Source organism: Variovorax sp. CCNWLW235 (genome assembly GCF_037204085.1).
Taxonomy (GTDB): Bacteria; Pseudomonadota; Gammaproteobacteria; order Burkholderiales; family Burkholderiaceae_C; genus Variovorax.
In genome coordinates this window covers 1-16,727 of the sequence record NZ_JBBCBW010000001.1, presented here as the reverse complement: position 1 = coordinate 16,727, position 16,727 = coordinate 1, and the positions used below count along the sequence as shown (strand labels likewise).

Annotated in this window: 17 protein-coding genes; 2 read left to right on the top strand and 15 right to left on the bottom strand. The window is 65.9% G+C overall.

Going from position 1 to position 16,727, the window contains the following annotated elements; all coding sequences use genetic code 11:
- The first annotated feature begins 38 nt into the window (after nucleotides 1-38).
- Complete coding sequence (locus V9L21_RS00085; RefSeq protein WP_337308216.1) at nucleotides 39-1,001, top strand: LysR family transcriptional regulator; 963 nt, start codon at nucleotides 39-41, stop codon at nucleotides 999-1,001.
- 61 nt (nucleotides 1,002-1,062) lie between these two features.
- Nucleotides 1,063-1,665: a flavin reductase family protein gene (locus V9L21_RS00080; RefSeq protein ID WP_337308215.1), complete on the top strand. Its 603-nt coding sequence runs from the start codon at nucleotides 1,063-1,065 to the stop codon at nucleotides 1,663-1,665.
- A 32-nt stretch (nucleotides 1,666-1,697) separates the two neighbouring features.
- Here the strand turns inward: V9L21_RS00080 and V9L21_RS00075 are convergent, their stop codons facing one another.
- The 15 genes from V9L21_RS00075 to paaI all read right to left on the bottom strand — a co-directional run bounded on the left by V9L21_RS00075 (nucleotide 1,698) and on the right by paaI (nucleotide 16,613).
- Nucleotides 1,698-2,492, bottom strand: coding sequence for a CPBP family intramembrane glutamic endopeptidase (locus V9L21_RS00075; protein ID WP_337308214.1), 795 nt, complete (start codon nucleotides 2,490-2,492; stop codon nucleotides 1,698-1,700).
- Nucleotides 2,489-3,049 carry a methyltransferase family protein gene (locus tag V9L21_RS00070; RefSeq protein WP_337308213.1) on the bottom strand — a complete coding sequence of 187 codons (561 nt, stop codon included), beginning with the start codon at nucleotides 3,047-3,049 and terminating at the stop codon, nucleotides 2,489-2,491. Before V9L21_RS00070 ends, V9L21_RS00075 begins: the two co-directional genes overlap by 4 nt.
- 30 nt (nucleotides 3,050-3,079) lie before the next feature.
- Complete coding sequence (locus tag V9L21_RS00065) at nucleotides 3,080-3,838, bottom strand: SDR family NAD(P)-dependent oxidoreductase (RefSeq protein WP_337308212.1); 759 nt, start codon at nucleotides 3,836-3,838, stop codon at nucleotides 3,080-3,082.
- Nucleotides 3,838-5,889, bottom strand: a complete 2,052-nt coding sequence (gene paaZ / locus V9L21_RS00060) for a phenylacetic acid degradation bifunctional protein PaaZ (RefSeq protein ID WP_337308211.1) — start codon at nucleotides 5,887-5,889, stop codon at nucleotides 3,838-3,840. Before paaZ ends, V9L21_RS00065 begins: the two co-directional genes overlap by 1 nt.
- Nucleotides 5,890-6,052: 163 nt before the next feature.
- Complete coding sequence (locus V9L21_RS00055) at nucleotides 6,053-6,784, bottom strand: ABC transporter ATP-binding protein (RefSeq protein WP_337308210.1); 732 nt, start codon at nucleotides 6,782-6,784, stop codon at nucleotides 6,053-6,055.
- On the bottom strand, nucleotides 6,781-8,691 hold the full coding sequence (locus V9L21_RS00050; RefSeq protein WP_337308209.1) for a branched-chain amino acid ABC transporter ATP-binding protein/permease: 1,911 nt from the start codon (nucleotides 8,689-8,691) through the stop codon (nucleotides 6,781-6,783). The genes V9L21_RS00055 and V9L21_RS00050 overlap by 4 nt, the downstream gene beginning before the upstream one ends.
- Nucleotides 8,688-9,716 carry a branched-chain amino acid ABC transporter permease gene (locus V9L21_RS00045; RefSeq protein ID WP_337308208.1) on the bottom strand — a complete coding sequence of 343 codons (1,029 nt, stop codon included), beginning with the start codon at nucleotides 9,714-9,716 and terminating at the stop codon, nucleotides 8,688-8,690. The genes V9L21_RS00050 and V9L21_RS00045 overlap by 4 nt, the downstream gene beginning before the upstream one ends.
- Nucleotides 9,717-9,885: 169 nt before the next feature.
- Nucleotides 9,886-11,031 (bottom strand): ABC transporter substrate-binding protein, encoded by a 1,146-nt coding sequence (locus V9L21_RS00040; RefSeq protein ID WP_157612637.1) that lies wholly within the window; start codon nucleotides 11,029-11,031, stop codon nucleotides 9,886-9,888.
- A gap of 39 nt (nucleotides 11,032-11,070) precedes the next feature.
- The gene (paaE, locus tag V9L21_RS00035) at nucleotides 11,071-12,165 is read right to left on the bottom strand and encodes a 1,2-phenylacetyl-CoA epoxidase subunit PaaE (RefSeq protein WP_337308207.1); all 1,095 of its coding nucleotides are present in this window, start codon (nucleotides 12,163-12,165) and stop codon (nucleotides 11,071-11,073) included.
- A gap of 7 nt (nucleotides 12,166-12,172) precedes the next feature.
- Nucleotides 12,173-12,700 (bottom strand): 1,2-phenylacetyl-CoA epoxidase subunit PaaD, encoded by a 528-nt coding sequence (gene paaD / locus V9L21_RS00030; protein WP_443304482.1) that lies wholly within the window; start codon nucleotides 12,698-12,700, stop codon nucleotides 12,173-12,175.
- The gene (gene paaC, locus V9L21_RS00025; RefSeq protein ID WP_337308205.1) at nucleotides 12,697-13,476 is read right to left on the bottom strand and encodes a 1,2-phenylacetyl-CoA epoxidase subunit PaaC; all 780 of its coding nucleotides are present in this window, start codon (nucleotides 13,474-13,476) and stop codon (nucleotides 12,697-12,699) included. Before paaC ends, paaD begins: the two co-directional genes overlap by 4 nt.
- A 9-nt stretch (nucleotides 13,477-13,485) precedes the next feature.
- Complete coding sequence (paaB, locus tag V9L21_RS00020) at nucleotides 13,486-13,782, bottom strand: 1,2-phenylacetyl-CoA epoxidase subunit PaaB (RefSeq protein WP_337308204.1); 297 nt, start codon at nucleotides 13,780-13,782, stop codon at nucleotides 13,486-13,488.
- Nucleotides 13,779-14,792 carry a 1,2-phenylacetyl-CoA epoxidase subunit PaaA gene (gene paaA, locus V9L21_RS00015; protein ID WP_337308203.1) on the bottom strand — a complete coding sequence of 338 codons (1,014 nt, stop codon included), beginning with the start codon at nucleotides 14,790-14,792 and terminating at the stop codon, nucleotides 13,779-13,781. Before paaA ends, paaB begins: the two co-directional genes overlap by 4 nt.
- A gap of 45 nt (nucleotides 14,793-14,837) precedes the next feature.
- Nucleotides 14,838-16,154 carry a phenylacetate--CoA ligase PaaK gene (gene paaK / locus V9L21_RS00010; RefSeq protein WP_337308202.1) on the bottom strand — a complete coding sequence of 439 codons (1,317 nt, stop codon included), beginning with the start codon at nucleotides 16,152-16,154 and terminating at the stop codon, nucleotides 14,838-14,840.
- Between the two features lie 15 nt (nucleotides 16,155-16,169).
- Nucleotides 16,170-16,613 (bottom strand): hydroxyphenylacetyl-CoA thioesterase PaaI, encoded by a 444-nt coding sequence (paaI, locus tag V9L21_RS00005; protein WP_337308201.1) that lies wholly within the window; start codon nucleotides 16,611-16,613, stop codon nucleotides 16,170-16,172.
- Nucleotides 16,614-16,727 lie beyond the last annotated feature (114 nt).

Genomic DNA, 16,727 nt, shown 5'->3' with positions numbered 1-16,727 from the left:
CTGTACAGTGCATTGTTCTCATGCTTAAGCTGCACAAAATGAACTCATTGGATCTCAATCTACTTGCCGCACTCGACGCACTGCTGGGCGCAGGAAGTGTGGCGGGGGCCGCGCAGCGCATGCATCTGAGTGCTCCCGCCATGAGCCATACGCTGGCCCGCATCCGGGACGCACTCGGCGATCCAATTCTTGTGAGAGCCGGCCGCAAGCTGATTCCGACGCCAAGGGCGGATGCCTTGCGCGAGCCGGTGCGCCGCCTGATCGCCGAAGCGAGAATGTTGATGCAACCGGATGGCGGCGTACCGCTGGCGCGTGTGGAGCGCGAGTTCACGGTGCGGGCGCCCGAGGGGATGGGAATTGTCTATGGCGCCACATTGCTTGCTGCACTTCGGAAAGACATTCCTTTGGCGCGGCTGCGCTTCGTTCCCGAAAGCAATAGCGATGCGATGGCGCTGCGCGAAGGCAGGATCGATCTGGACGTAGGGACCTTGTTCGACAAGGGCCCCGAAGTCCTGAGTTCTCTGCTCTATGAACAACGGATTGTCGGCGTGGTCCGGGCGGAACATGAACTGCTGAAGGCACGCATTACGCCAAAGCGTTTCGCCGCCCAGCAACACGTGGCTGTCATCCAACGTGGCATGGCGAAGGAGTCTGTCGACCGACTTCTGGCCGAGATAGGCGTTGCGAGACAAATTGCATTGACTGTGCCCAGTGGCTACGGTGCATTGATGGCAGTCGCACGTTCGGCATTGGTCGCCTGTGTGCCGGAATCGTTGGCTCGAACCGTGGCGGATGGGCTCGGCTTGGAGATTTTCAAGCTGCCTGTTACGGTTCCTGCCGAGCGAGTGCTGCAGGCTTGGCACCCGCGGGACGACGCCGACCCGGCGCATCGGATCTTGCGCACTTGCGTTGCTTCCGTGTCGAAAGATGCGAGCTTTGGCCCACTTGCAGCACGCGGCGGTGAAATGGTGTCGCACCGCGCACTTCTGGCACGAAGATGACGAATGTCCGTCTTCGTGGGTCGCTTGCCGCGACTCGACCTTCCTTTCTTCGACAATCTTCATGAACGCCATTCACCGCCGACCAGTCCCCCTGGCCAAGGCCTACCGCCTGATCAACCACGGCCCCACCGTTCTCGTGAGCGTGGCGCACGGCGGGCAGCGCAACATCATGGCCGCGGCCTGGGCGATGCCTCTGGACTTCGATCCGCCCAAGGTGGCCGTGGTGCTCGACAAGAGCACCTGGACCCGCAAGCTGCTCGAAGGTGCGGGCACCTTCGCGCTGCAAGTGCCCGCGCGCGCCCAGCTCGACCTGACGGAAGCGCTGGGCAACAGCTCGGGCCGCGAGATCGTCGAGCGCGACGGGCGGGACAAGTTCGCGGCCTACGGGCTGCAGACTTTTGCGGGCACCGCCGGTACGGCGCCCTTGCTGGAAGGCTGCGTGGCGTGGCTCGAGTGCCGGCTGCTGCCGGAGCCGCACATTCAGCAAAGCTACGACCTGTTCCTGGGCGAGGTGATCGCCGCGCAGGCCGACTCGCGCGTGTTTGCCGACGGGCGCTGGAACTTCACGGGGCATGACGACCTGCGCACGCTGCACCATGTGGCGGGCGGTCACTTCATCGTCGATGGCGACGCGGTGGATGCGCGGCCGCTCGCGCCGTTGTAAACCTAGTTTCTTGAGAGAGGCGGCGGCCCGGGTCAGGGCGCCGGCCGGCGCGCGATGGGCGCCACCAGCATGTGCCGCAGGGCCAGCGCGCCGCACACCGTTGCAAGCAAGATTGCCAGCAGGGCCAGCGCGGCGTCCGCGGCCGAAATCGTTTCGGGCAGGTCATTCAAGAAAATCGTGCCGGTGTTGTAGGCCGCATGCAGCGCGATGCAGGGAATGAGCGAGCGTGTGCGCTCATAGAGCCACCCGAGCACCGTGCCCAAGACCAGGCCCACGACAAACTGGTAGATGTTCATGTGTGCCACCCCGAAGAGCAGCGCCGAGCCCAGGATGGCCTGCCACCTTGAATAGCGCTGCAGGAAACCCCGCAGCACGATGCCGCGGAACAGCATTTCCTCGAGCAGGGGCGCCATCACGCACACGGCCAGCGTGGCGGCAACGCTGCCGTCGGCCATGCGGCTGAACATCGATTCTTCCCAGGCCGAAAGCGGCGCGACCAGCACCAGCAGGTTCATCGCGGTCACTATCACCACCATCAGCCCGGGCACCAGCAGCAGCACCGGCGGCACGATCAGCACCAGCGTGGCCCTGGCGGAGGCCGGCGACTGGTGGAACAACTCGCGATAGGTGAGCTGCTGAAAGTGCATGACGCCGGCAAAGACGCAGCCGTTGCCCAGCACGGCGGCAAGCACGCCAAGCTGCATCTCGTTGAGCCCAAGCCAGCGGTTGGCGTCGCGCAGTGCAACGGCAATGACGAACTCGCAGAGGAACAGTGCCAGGAACAGGAGGGCGGCTTGCGGCCCGCTGGGAAAGCCCTGGCTCTTCACAGCAGGAAAGGAATGAAGCGCCGCGTGCGGCGCATGTAGTCGCGGTAGGCATCGCCGAAATGCGCGATGCATTCCTTTTCATCGCTGCGCGCCGTCAGAAACAGCAGCGCCGTGGCCGCCAGCACCAGCGCAAGGGTGAGCCAGGTGAACTGCTTGAGGAAGGCGCCCCAGGCCAGCAGCATCAGCGCCGTGTACATGGGGTGGCGAATGTAGCGGAAGGCGCCGGTACTGACGATGGAAGACGTCTTCTCGAACCCATAGAGCGCCGGATCGTCGTTGCGCGCCTCGGTCGGCTTGCCATGGGCCTTGAGCAGCCTTACCGCATGGATCGGCAGCCAGATCGAAAGGGCCAGCAGCACGCAGGAGAGCAGCTGGGTGAACGACAGCGGGTCGACATGCCACACCGGCAGGTTCACGATGATGAGCACCAGCATGCACTCCCACGCGAAGAAGCGATAGAAGCCGTGCGAGCCCGGCTGGCGCAGCGGCCCGCGCGAAACGTAGAGCAGCGCGGCCGTGCCGGCAATAAAAAGAAAAATCTGGAACCAGAAGAGCATGGCGGCCGAATTTACACGGCCCGCCCGACTTCAGCCAGAGATGGAGAAGCCCCCGTCCACTGGAATGGCCGTGCCGGTCACATAGTCGGAGGCCTGGCTCGCGAGAAACACCGCCGTGCCGGCAATGTCGGCCGGCTGGCCCCAGCGGCCGGCGGCGGCGCGGGCCACCACCCGGTCGTACAGGCCCGGAATCTGGCTGCGGGCGCCGTCGGTCAGCTCGGTTTCGAACCAGCCAGGAAGAATTGCGTTGACCTGGATGTTGTCGGCCGCCCACGAAAGCGCGGTCGACTTGGTGAGCTGAACGATGCCCGCCTTGCTCGCGGCGTAAGCCGGGGCGTAGGGCGCGCCGAAGATCGACATCATCGAGCCGATGTTGATGATCTTGCCGCCGCCCGCCTTCTTCAGGTGGGGATGCGCGGCCCGGCTGCACAGGAAGGCACTGGTCAGGTTGGTGTCCATCACCTTGTGCCACTCGTCCAGCGCCAACTGGTCGACCGGCTTGCGCACCGTGGTGCCGGCGTTGTTGATGAGGATGTCGAGCCTGCCGCAGCGCGCGGCCGCTTCGTCGAAGGCCTTCTGCACCGAGGCTTCATCGGCCACATCGACTTCGAGCGCGAAGCTGTCGCTGCCCAGCGCCTTGAGCGCTTCGACCGCGGCGGCCGATTTCTGGGCATTGCGCGCGGCAACGATGACGCGGGCGCCGGCCTGGGCAAGGCCCTGGGCCATGCCCAGGCCGATGCCGCCATTGCCGCCGGTGACGAGTGCTGTTTTTCCTGTGAGATCGAACATCAGGTGGATTCTGGTTTCTTGGAGACGAGGGTCAGGATATCGTAGCTCGCGACCAGCTCGCCGTCCTGGTTCGTCACCTCCACATCCCAGGCCACCACGCCCTGGCCCTGGCCGCTCGCGTCCTTCTTGTTGCGGTCGATCTTGCGCTTGCAGGTCAGGCGTGCGCGGATGGTGTCGCCAATGCCCACCGGCTTGACGAAGCGCAGCGTGTCGAGCCCATAGTTGGCGAGCACCGGGCCCGGCGCGGGTGAAACGAAGAGGCCCGCCGCCGCCGACAGCACGAAGTAGCCGTGGGCGATGCGCTTGCCAAAGGGCGACTCCTTGGCCGCCACCTCGTCGAAGTGCATGTAGAAATAGTCGCCCGAGATGCCGCCGAAAGCCACGATGTCGGCCTCGCCGACCGTGCGGCGGTGGGTAAGCAATGAGTCGCCGATTCGCAGGTCTTCGAAATGGCGGCGGAAGGGGTGCACCTCGCTTTCGCGCACGGCCGCGCCGCGCACATGCTCGCCGGTGATCGCGGCCAGCATGGTGGGCGAGCCCTGCACCGCGGCGCGCTGCAGGTAGTGCTTCACCGCGCGCAGGCCGCCGAGCTCTTCACCGCCGCCCGCGCGGCCCGGGCCGCCGTGCTTGAGCTGCGGCAGTGGAGAGCCGTGGCCGGTCGATTCGGCGGCGGCCTCGCGGTCGAGCACCAGCAGGCGGCCGTGCCATGCGGCAGCCACCGGAATGGCCTTGGCGGCGATGATCGGGTCGCGCGTGACCAGCGTGCCCACCAGGCTGCCGCGTCCTCGCGCGGCCAACGCCAGCGCTTCGTCGATGCCGTCGTAGGGCATCAGCGTGCTGACGGGGCCGAAGGCTTCGACATCGTGCGCGGCATCGTGTTCGAGCGGCTTGCGGCTCAACAGGAGCGTGGGCGCGAAGAACGCGCCTTCGTTCACGCCGTCGCCTACCGGCGAGAAGCCGTCGCGCTCGCCGTAGACCAGTTCGGCGCCTTGCAACAGCGAGGCCACGCGGTCGGCCACGTCGGACTTTTGCGCATGCGAGGCGAGGGCGCCCATGCGCACTTCTTCGCGCGACGGGTCGCCGATGACTGTCTTTGCGAGCCTCGCGCGCAGCCGTTCGGCCACCGCATCCAGGTGCTGGCGCGGCACGATCGCGCGGCGGATGGCGGTGCACTTCTGGCCGGCCTTGATGGTCATTTCGCGCGCCACTTCTTTCACGAAGAGGTCGAACTCCTCGTCGTCAGGCGTCACGTCGGGCGCGAGGATTGCGCAGTTGAGCGAATCGGCCTCGGCGTTGAACGGAATCGACTGGCGCACCAGGTTCGGGTGCACGCGCAGCTTGGCGGCGGTGTCTGCCGAGCCGGTGAAGGTGACCACGTCGGCACCCTCGAGCCGGTCGAGCAGGTCGCCCGTGCCGCCGACCACGAGTTGCAGGCTGCCTTCCGGCAGGATGCCCGACTGAACGATGAGCCGCACCAGCGCCTCGGTGAGGTAGCTGGTGGCCGTGGCCGGCTTGCCGATGCACGGCATGCCCGCGAGGAAACTGGGCGCGAACTTCTCGAGCAGGCCCCACACCGGAAAGTTGAACGCATTGATGTGCACCGCCACGCCGCCGCGCGGCACCAGGATGTGCGTGCCCGCGAAGCCGCCCTTCTTGCCCAGCGGAAAGGCCGGGCCTTCATGCACCAGGTTGCCCGAGGGCAGCTCGTTGGTGCCGATGCCGGCATAGGCGCTGAGCGTGCCGGCGCCGCCTTCGATGTCGATCCAGCTGTCGGCGCGGGTCGCGCCGGTGTGGGCCGAGATGGCGTAGAGCGTTTCCTTGTTCGCAGCGAGGTACTTGGCCAGTGCCTTCAGGCGTTCTGAGCGCTGCTGGAAGTCGAGCGCCATCAGTGCGGGCAGGCCGAACCGGCGCGCGTGGTTCAGCGCCTCGGCGAAGTCGATGGCCTCGGCATGCGTGCTGGCCACGGCCTGGCCATTGATGGCGCTGCGCAACTGCTGGGCAGTCTCTTTGCCGATCCAGCGGCCGGCGATGTAGCTTTGAAGGGTGGTCATGATGATGTCCTTTGGCTTTGTATTAGCTCCTTCCCCTTCCGGGGGAAGGCTGGGATGGGGGCAAGCGGCGTTCGTTCGGCGCGGTGCTTTATCAAGTGCCGTCGTGCCCCCACCCCGACCCTCCCCCGGAAGGGGAGGGAGAAAGGCAGGGAGAGGAAGACGGTCAGTGCTTGTTGCCGATGCCCAGGTAGGTGTCGATGATTCGTTGGTCGTGCAGCAGGTCTCCGGCTTTGCCTTCAAGCGCCACTGCGCCCATCTCCAGAACATAGGCGCGGTCGGCCACCTGCAGCGCAGCGCGCGCGTTCTGCTCCACCAGGAGCACCGAGACGCCATGGCTGCGCAGTTGAGAAACCACGCGCAGCACTTCGCGCACCACCAGCGGCGCCAGGCCCAGCGAAGGTTCATCGAGCATCAAGAGCCGCGGTCGCGCCATCAGCGCGCGGCCGATGGCGAGCATCTGGCGCTCGCCGCCCGAAAGCGTCGAAGCCAACTGCGGCTTGCGTTCGCGCAGGCGCGGAAAGATCTCGAACACTTCTTCCATGCGCGCACGCTGGTCGCGCTTGCCCTTGCGCCATTGATAGAAGCCGCCGAGCAGCAGGTTGTCTTCCACCGACATGTCGCCGAACAGCTCGCGCCGCTCGGGCACCAGCGCCACGCCGCGCGCCACCATGGTCTCGACACTGGGGCGCGCGATGCGTTCGCCATGCAGCGAGAGGCTTCCGGTGGAAGGAAGCAGTCCCATCGCCGCACACAGCAGCGTGGTCTTGCCCGCGCCGTTGGGTCCGATGACGGTGACGATCTCGCCTTCGTTCACATGCAGACGCACGCTGTGCACCGCCTCCACGGTGCGGTAGGCAACGCAGAAACCGTCGAGCTGAAGAAGCGGATGGCTCATCGTGCGTCCTCCAGCAGCTGGTCGTCGGCGCCGCCCAGGTAGGCCTCGAGCACGCGCGGATTGGCTTGCACCTCGGCCGGCGTGCCGGTCGCGATGACCGTGCCGAACTCCAGCACGGTGATGCGGTCGGCAAGGTTCATCACAAATTCCATGTCATGTTCCACCACGAGGATGCCGAGGCCTTCGGCGCGCAACTGGCTCAGCAGCACGGAAAGTGCGCGCTTTTCCAGGTGACGGAGGCCCGCGGCGGGTTCGTCGAGCAGCAGCACCGAGGGTTGGCCGGCCAGCGCGCGCGCAATCTCGACCACACGCTGCTGGCCGAGCGAGAGCGATGCAGCGGGCGTATCGGCATGCGCGCCGAGGCCGCAGCGCTCGATCTGGCGGCGGGCTTCGGCCAGCAGTGCGGCTTCTTCCGCGCGGTCCAGCCGAAGCATGGCGGCAAGCCAGCCGCGCCGGGCACGAAGGTGGGCACCGAGCGCGACGTTCTCGACCACGCTGCGCTGCCCGAGCAGGCGCACATGCTGGAAGGTGCGACCGAGGCCGAGCGCGGCGAACACGCGCGAAGGCTTGGCCGCCATGGGCTGGCCCGCGAGCCGCACTTCGCCCGAGCTCGGATCGTCCACGCCCGAGATCATGTTGAAGAAGGTGCTTTTGCCCGCGCCGTTCGGCCCGATCAGCGCGTGGATCTCGCCCGCCTTCAGCGTCATCGAGATGTCGTTGTTGGCCACGAGGCCGCCGAAGCGCTTGCTGACGTTCGTGGCCTGCAGCATGACCTCGCCCTTGGCAGGCAGGTTGCGCTGTACCAGTTGCACCGCCATCGCCGAGGGCTGCGAAGCATTGATTTCAGCACCCGCATGCGGGCGCAGCCAGCGCCTTGCAATGCGCGCCAGCGTCGGCCACAGTCCATCCGCAAAGCGCTGCAGCACAAAGAGCATGAGCAGGCCGAACACGATCACCTCGAAATTCCCGCTGCTGCCGAGCAGCGAAGGCAGCACGTCCTGCAGCTTTTCCTTCAGCAGCGTGATGAGCGCAGCGCCCAGAACCGCGCCCCACAGGTGCCCCGCGCCGCCGACCACCGCCATGAACAGCAACTCGATGCCGATGTTCAGGTTGAAAGGCGTGGGGTTCACAAAACGCTGCAGGTGCGCATAGAGCCAGCCCGACACGGCCGCCAGCAGGGCCGCAAGCACGAAGAGCTTCACGCGGTGGCGGGCGGTGTCCACCCCCATCGACTCGGCCATGAGCCGCCCGCCCTTGAGCGCGCGAATCGCGCGGCCTTCGCGCGAATCGAGCAGGTTGTGCATGGCCCACAGCGCCAGCAGCAGCACGGCCCAGATCACCACGCCAAGCGCGCGCGGCGTGGCCAGCGAGAAGCCGGCAATCACCAGCGGCGGCACGCCGGTGATGCCTGTTTGCCCGCCCAGGAAATCCATGTTGCCGAACAGGTAGTACAGGCTGAGGCCCCAGGCAATGGTGCACAGCGGCAGGTAGTGCCCCTGCAGCTTGAGGGTGACCGCGCCAAGGGCCCATGCCAGGGCGAAAGTCAGCAGCAAACCCAGCAGCAGCCCGGCCCATGGCAGCAAGGCGGGGCCGACGATGCCGCCCATCCACGCCGCCGCGGTGGGCGATGTGCAGATCCACGCAGTCGCGTACGAGCCCACGCCCACGAAAGCGGCCTGGCCGAAGGAGGTCATGCCGCCCACGCCCGTCAGCATGACCAGCCCGACCGCAACCAGTGCATAGAGCCCGATGTTGCTGAGCACCGAGACCGTGAACTCCGGCAGGAAGCCCCAGGCCGCTGCGAGCAGCACGACAAAGCCGAGCGTGAGCTGCCTCGGCGTGACCAGCGCTCGGCCAGCTGATGGCGGCGCCGCGCCTGCGGTGTTGTTGGCGGAGGTGTCGTTCATTCCTCGTCCTCCACATGATGGCTGTGCAGCGAGCGCCACCACAGCACCGGAATGATCAGCGTGAAGACCAGCACCTCCTTGAACGGGCTGGCCCAGAACGAAGCAAAGGCTTCGAGCTGCCCGACCAGCAGCGCGCCCGCGAGCGCCAGCGGATAGCTCGCCAGCCCACCCACGATGGCGGCGACAAAGCCCTTGAGGCCGATCAGGAAGCCGGTGTCGTAATACACCGTGGTGAGCGGCGCAATCAGCAGCCCCGAAATTGCGCCGATGAGCGCCGCGAGCGCAAAGCTCAAGTCGCCCGAGAGCTCCGTAGGAATGCCCGACAGCCGAGCGCCCACGCGGTTGATGGCGGTGGCGCGCAGAGCCTTGCCGATCATCGAGCGGCCGAAGAACAGGAACATTGCAATCACCAGCAGCAGCGTGACACCCACCACCACCAGCGACTGCCCGCTGACGGGAATGCCGCCCATGTCAAAGCGCTCTTCGGAAAACGGCGCGGTGCGATAGCCCTCGGCGCCGAAGAAGAGCAGGCCCAGCCCCACCAGCACGCCGTGCAGCGCGACCGAGACGATCAGCAGCATCAGCACGCTGGCATCGGCCAATGGCCGGTAGGCAAGGCGATAGAGCAGCGGTCCGAGCGGCGCGATCAACACCAGCGTGGTGACGGCTTGGGCCGCCATCGATGTCGGCTTGAGCAGCAATACCAGTGCGGCGGCGGCCAGCGGCAACACGACGCACCACGCAACTGCCGAAGCCCAGTCGACGACCGCGCCGCGCTTCCAGCGCCAGAACTCGACCACCAGCACCATGGCCGCGAGCGCAATCAGCAGCCACAGCGTGGCCGGCACCCGGCCCGTTTGCAGCATTGCCATCGAGAGCGCCCCGAAGGCGACGAACTCGCCCTGGGGAATGAAGATGACGCGCGTGACCGAGAACACCAGCACAAGAGCAAGCGCCATCAATCCGTAGACGGCACCGTTCACGATGCCGTCCTGCCCCAGCAAAAGGGCGATCTGCAGATCCATAGAAAACCTTTGGGCTCAGCCCTTGTATCGAATCAGTGTCTGCATTGCTCCTTCCCCGTTCGGGGAAGGTTGGGATGGGCGCAGCCCCCGTATTCACGGCTGCACGAACGTCGATGCCGTCGAGCCCCCACCCCAGCCCTCCCCCAGAGGGGGAGGGAGCGAGACCAGGTCAGGGCTGGTATTTCCAGGCGCCGTTTTCGATTTTGACCATGACACGGGCACGCTGGTCCAGGCCCAGGTGGTCGTTCGCCGTCATGTTGAATACGCCGTGGGCGCCGGCCACGTCCTTCACCTGCTCGAGCGCGTCGCGCAGCGCGGCGCGGAATTCGGGTGTGCCCGGCTGAGCCTTCTTCAATGCAACAGGCACTGCCGACGTCATCAGCAGGCCTGCGTCCCATGCGTGCGCGCCGAAGGTCGATACCGTGTTCTTGCCGTTCGCGCCCTCGTAGGCAGTCACGTAGGCCATGGCCGATTTCTTCACCGGATGGCTGGCCGGCAGTTGCTCGGCCACCAGCACCGGACCGGCAGGCAGGAAGGTGCCTTCCACGTCCTTGCCGCCGACGCGCAGGAAGTCGGCGTTGGCGACGCCGTGCGTCTGGTACATCTTGCCGGTGTAGCCGCGCTCCTTGAGCGTTTTCTGCGGCAGCGCGGCCGGCGTGCCCGAGCCCGCAACCAGCACCGCGTCGGCCTTGGCGGCCATGATTTTCAAGGCTTGGCCGGTCACGGAGGTGTCGGTGCGCGCATAGCGCTCGTTGGCCACGATCTTGAGTTTCTTCAGCTCGGCCGCCTTCGCGAATTCTTGCGACCAGCCTTCGCCGTACGCGTCGGAGAAGCCGATGAAGGCCACCGTCTTCACGCCGCTGGTGGCCATGTGCTCGGCAATGGCCAGGGACATCATGATGTCGTTCTGCGGCGTCTTGAAGACCCACTGCTTCTTGGCATCCATCGGCTCGACGATGCGGGCCGAGGCGGCGATGGAAATCATCGGCGTCTTGGCTTCGCTCACCACGTCGATCATTGCGAGCGAGTTGGGCGTGGTGGTCGAGCCCAGCACGATGTCGACCTTGTTCTCTGCAATGAGCTTGCGCGTGTTGGCCACGGCGGCCGTGGTGTCGGAGGCGTCGTCCAGCACGATGTAGTTGATCTTCTGGCCGCCGATGGTCTTGGGCATCAGCGCGATGGTGTTCTTCTCGGGAATGCCGAGCGAGGCGGCCGGGCCGGTGGCCGAGAGCGTCACGCCGACATTCACATCGGCCCATGCCACGGCGGCTGTGGCGCACAGCGCGGCAATCACCAGGGGCTTGAAGAATTTCATTTTGGTTTGTCTCCGGGTTGAAAAATCGTTGTTGTGGTGTCAGCGCTCGTCGAACGACAGGGTGACGCGTTCGGTGAGGGGGTGCGCCTGGCAGGTCAGCACGAATCCTGCGGCCACTTCATTCTTGTCGAGCGCAAAATTTCTTTCCATGCGGACTTCCCCCTCCACCAGCTTGGCGCGGCAGGTGCCGCACACGCCGGAGGTGCATGAGAAGGGCACTTCGAGGCCCGCCGCCGAGGCTGCATCGAGAATGCTCGGCTGGCCTTCGGTAAAGGCGATTTCGCGCTGCAGGCCGTCGCGCACGATGGTGATGCGCGCCTGCTTGGCATCGCCGGGCAAGGCCTCGTGCACCACTGCACCCACCTGGCCTGCCGACGTGGTAGAGGGCAGCGCAACGCCAAAGCGCTCGATGTGGATGCGCTCCTCGGGCACGCCCGCGGCAAGCATCGCAGCCTCGGCCTCGTCGTTCATCTGGAACGGCCCGCAAACGTAGGCATGGTCGATGCCCACGGCGGGAACTACCGTCTGCAGAAACTCGCCGATCTTTTCGCGGTTCATCACGCCGTGGCCCAGCGGCGAATCGGTGTGCTCGTCGGAGAAAACATGGTGCAGCACCAGCCGCGTCATGTAGCGGTTCTTCAGGTCCTCGATTTCTTCCTTGAACATCGTGGATTGCAGCTGCCGGTTGCCGTAGATCAGCGTGAAGCGGCTAAGCGGTTCGCGCGCCAGCACGGTTTTCATGATGGAGAGAATCGGCGTGATGCCGCTGCCGCCCGCAATGCCGACATGGTGGCGCGCGGCGCCGGGTTCGATGGGCACGAAGAAGCGGCCCTGCGGCGCCATCACCTGCACCGTGTCGCCGGGCTGCAGGTGCGCGTTGATCCAGTTGGAGAAAACGCCGCCGCGCACCTTGCGCACGCCGACGCGCAGCTCGCCGTCGTCGAGGCCGGCACAGATCGAATAAGAGCGGCGCAGGTCCTGCCCGTCGATGTCGCGGCGCAGCGTGAGGTACTGGCCCTGGGTAAAGCCGAAGGTTTCCCGCAGGTCGGCCGGTACTTCGAACGACACGATGACTGCCTCGGCCGTGTCGGGCTCGATGGCCTTCACGCGCAGCGGGTGGAAGAGGGTGCTCATCGCTTTGTCAGATCGGCTTGAAATGTTCGAAGGGTTCGCGGCAGGCCATGCAGCGGTAGAGCGCCTTGCATGCGGTGGAACCGAAGGCGGAAAGGCGTTCGGTGCGTTCGCTCGCGCAGCGCGGGCAGGCGATGCGTTCGCCGCCGCCCATACGGCCGAAGAGGCGGATGGGCATTGCCGTGTTGGCCGCGGCTTCCGGTGTGAGATGCGCGGGCGGTGCGATGCCGTAGGCCTTGAGCTTGGCGCGGCCTTCGTCGCTGATCCAGTCGCTGCTCCATGCGGGCGCGCGGCGCAGCGTGGCGCGTGCGCGGCCGAGGCCGGCCTGTTCGATGGCGGCGAGCACGTCGTGCTCGATGGCTTCGGTTGCGGGGCAGCCCGAGTAGGTGGGCGTGAGCACAATCTCCAGTCCATCGTCATGCTCGATCACCTCGCGCACGATGCCAAGGTCGCAGACAGAAACGGCCGGCACTTCGGGGTCGAGCACCGTATGGAGCACGGCCCACGCCACATCGACGCGCGATGCGACGGCGTTCACCACACGCCTCCCGGGTAAGAGCGCTGCAGGTGCTGCATCTCGGCGAGGATGTAGCCCATGTGCTCGCTGTGCACGCCGTGCTTGCCGGTGCTGCGAAAGGCGGCTTCCGGCGGCATTGCGAGGCCGGCGGCCTCGAGCACCTGCTGCATCTCGGCGAGCCACGGCTCGCGCAATTCGCTCCATGCCGGGCCTAGGCCGGTGGCACTGGCTGCTTCATCCACCGCGTCGCTCTCGAACAGCTCGGGCATGTAGAGCCAGAGCTGCTTCAGCGCCTTTTCCGTACGGCGGCGCGATTCATCTGTGCCATCGCCGAGACGAACCACCCAGTCGCCCGAATGCTGCTGGTGATAGCGCGCCTCCTTCACGGCCTTGCCGGCGATGGCGGCCACCTCGGCATCGCTCGACGCGGCAAGGCGTTGCCACAGCAGCTTGAGCAGCGTGGCCACCATGGTGTTGCGCACCACGGCAAAGGCGAAATCGCCGCGCGGAAGCTCGACCAGCGTGAGGTTGAAGTAGTCGCGCTCGTCGCGCAGGTAGGCAAGCTGGTCTTCGTCGTGTTCGCGGCCTTGGCCTTCGAGCTTGCCGGCGTGGGTGAGCAGCGCACGGGCCTGGCCGACGAGGTCGAGCGCGATGTTGGCCATGGCAATGTCTTCTTCCAGCACGGGCGCATGGCCGCACCATTCGCCGAGGCGCTGCGCGAGCACCAGGCAGGTGTCGCCGATGCGCAGCAGGTATTGCACCGTGGGGGTGCGGTTCAGTTCTATGGATGCTTGCATGCCGGCCGCCTACATGTGGTCCACGGACTTGGGCAACGAATAGAACGTCGGATGCCGATACACCTTGTCCTCCGCCGGATCGAAGAACATGTCCTTGTCCCCTGGGTCGCTCGCCACGATCTGGTCCGAGCGAACCACCCAGATGCTGCTGCCTTCCTGCCGACGCGTGTACACGTCGCGGGCCAGCTGGATCGCCATCTTCGGATCGGCTGCGTGCAGGCTGCCGCAGTGCTTGTGGTCGAGCCCCGCCTTGCTGCGCACGAACACTTCCCACAGGGGCCACTCTTGTTTCTGTTCGGCGCTCATGCGGCCTCCTTCATGGGTTGCTTGTTGGCGTGGGCCATGGCGGCTTCGCGCACCCAGGCGCCTTCTTCCCAGGCATCGACTCGGGCCTGCAGGCGCTCACGGTTGCAGGGGCCGTCGCCGCCCACCACGCGCCAGAACTCGCTCCAGTCGATGGTGCCGAAGTCGTGCGCCTGGCGCTCTTCGTTCCACTTCAGATCGGGGTCGGGCAGAGTCACGCCGAGAATGCGCGCCTGCTCCACGGTGGCGTCGACGAACTTCTGGCGCAGCTCGTCGTTGCTGAAGCGCTTGATGCCCCAGCGCATCGACTGCGCGGAGTTGGGCGACTGGTCGTCCGGCGGGCCGAACATCATGATGGAGGGCCACCACCAGCGGTTGACCGCGTCCTGCACCATCGCCTTCTGCGCCTGGGTGCCATGCGTCATCATGGTCAGCAGGGCTTCGTAGCCCTGGCGCTGGTGAAAGCTCTCTTCGCGGCAGATGCGCACCATGGCGCGTGCATACGGCGCATACGAGCAGCGGCAGATTGGCACCTGGTTCATGATGGCCGCGCCGTCGACCAGCCAGCCGATGGTGCCCATGTCGGCCCAGGTGAGCGTGGGGTAGTTGAAGATCGAGCTGTACTTGGCCTTGCCGCTGTGCAGCGCATCGAACATCTGGTCGCGCGAGGTGCCCAGCGTTTCAGCGGCGGCGTACAGGTACAGGCCGTGGCCGCCTTCGTCCTGCACCTTGGCCAGCAGGATGGCCTTGCGCTTGAGCGTGGGCGCGCGGCCGATCCAGTTGCCTTCGGGCAGCATGCCCACGATTTCGGAATGCGCGTGCTGGCTGATCTGGCGCACCAGCGTCTTGCGATAGTGCTCGGGCATCCAGTCCTTCGCCTCGATGAACTCGCCGGCGTCGATGCGAGCGTCGAAGCGTTCTTCGAGCCGCATTTCGTCGGCGGAGCGCACGGCCTTTTTCTTGCCGTCGTCGCCTGAGTCCTTGCCCATGGTGTCCATTGCCTGGGTGTACATGTGCGTGTCCTTTGTCTGCAAAGAGAATGGAAGTGGTGCGCGCGTTCAGCGCGGCCGCGTGTCGATCACGCGGCGGGCCTTGCCGGTCTGCGTGCGTTCGATGGAATCGGGGTCGAACACGCGCACCGTGGTCGAAATGCCGACCAGCGTCTTCACGCGGTCCTGCACCCAGCCGGCGATGGCCTTGCGTTCGGCTTCGTCGATGGCGGCGTTGCGGTGGTCGAGCTCGCAATGCACCTCGACTTCGTCGAGCAGGCCTTCGCGGCGCACGTGCACCTGGTAGAGACCCGAAAGGCGCTCATGCGCCAGCACGACTTCTTCCACCTGCGTGGGAAACACGTTCACGCCGCGGATGATCATCATGTCGTCGCTGCGCCCGACGATCTTGCCCATGCGGCGGAACGACCGCGAGGTGGGCGGCAGCAAGCGCGTGAGGTCGCGCGTGCGGTAACGCACGATGGGCATGGCCTCCTTGCTGAGCGAGGTGAAGACCAGTTCGCCTTCTTCGCCGTCGGCCTTGAGCTCGCCGGTGTCGGGGTCGATGATCTCGGGATAGAAGTGGTCTTCCCAGATCACCGGGCCGTCTTTGCTCTCGACGCATTCGCTGGCCACGCCGGGGCCCATCACTTCGGAAAGGCCGTAGATGTCGACTGCGTCCAGGCCGGCCTTGCCTTCGATGTCGCGGCGCATGGCTTCGGTCCAGGGCTCGGCGCCGAAGATGCCGATCTTGAGCGAGCTGTTCTTTGCATCCAGGCCCTGGCGCTCGAACTGCTCGATGATCACCTGCATGTAGCTGGGCGTGACCATGATGATGTCGGGCTTGAAGTCTTGAATGAGCTGCACCTGCTTTTCGGTTTGCCCGCCCGACATCGGGATGACGGTGCAGCCCGCGCGCTCGGCGCCGTAGTGGGCGCCGAGGCCCCCTGTGAAGAGGCCGTAGCCGTAGGACACATGCACCATGTCGCCCGGCCGCCCGCCCGCGGCGCGTATCGAGCGCGCAACGAGGTCGGCCCAGGTGTCGATGTCTTTGAGCGTGTAGCCCACCACGGTCGGCTTGCCGGTGGTGCCCGAGGAGGCATGGATGCGCGCCACCTGTGTGCGCGGCACCGCAAACATCCCGAAGGGATAGTTGTCGCGCAGGTCGCTCTTTACGGTGAACGGAAATTTCGACAGGTCGGCAAGGGACTTCAGATCATTCGGATGCACGCCCTTGGCATCGAAGGCCTTGCGGTAGTGCGGCACGTTGTCGTATGCGCGCTGCAGCGTGGCGCGCAGGCGGCTGAGCTGCAGGGCGGTAATTTCATCGCGGCTCGCGGTTTCGATGGGCTCGAGCTCGCCGGGGGCGGGGTGTCTGGCTGTCATGGTGTTTGTGTCTCCTCAGGCGGCAACGGCGGGGCGGCCCTTGGCGGTATACGAACGTCCGCGAAAGATAGCGACGCGCTCGCCGCGCTGGTTGGTGATTTCGGTGTCGTACACGCCGGTGCGCCCGGCCTTCGAAACCTCGAAGCAGCGCGCGGTGAGCACGTCGCCTTCGTGTGCCGGCGCGATGAAGTCGATCGAGAAGCCCGAGGCCACCGTGAGTTCGTTGTACGAGTTGCAGGCGAATGCAAAGGTGGAATCGGCCAAGGTGGCCATGAAGCCGCCGTGGCAGATGGCATGGCCGTTGAGCATGTCTGGGCGCACCTGCATCTGCAGGGTGGCCTGGCCGGGGGCGACTTCGACGATGCGCATGCCGAGGCCCTTGCTGGCGTTGTCGTTCGCGAACATGCCGTCTCGGACGTGTTCGGCTGTCTGTTGCGGGGTGCGGGTGTTGTTTGTCATTTTTGTTCTTGGTGCTGTTGTTCTTGGCGCTGCTGTCCAGGGCGTGTGCAAAGGCCACCGGGTACTCCCCTCCGCGAATGTCCCCCGCCTTCGGCTCCTCCTTTATTTCGCTGC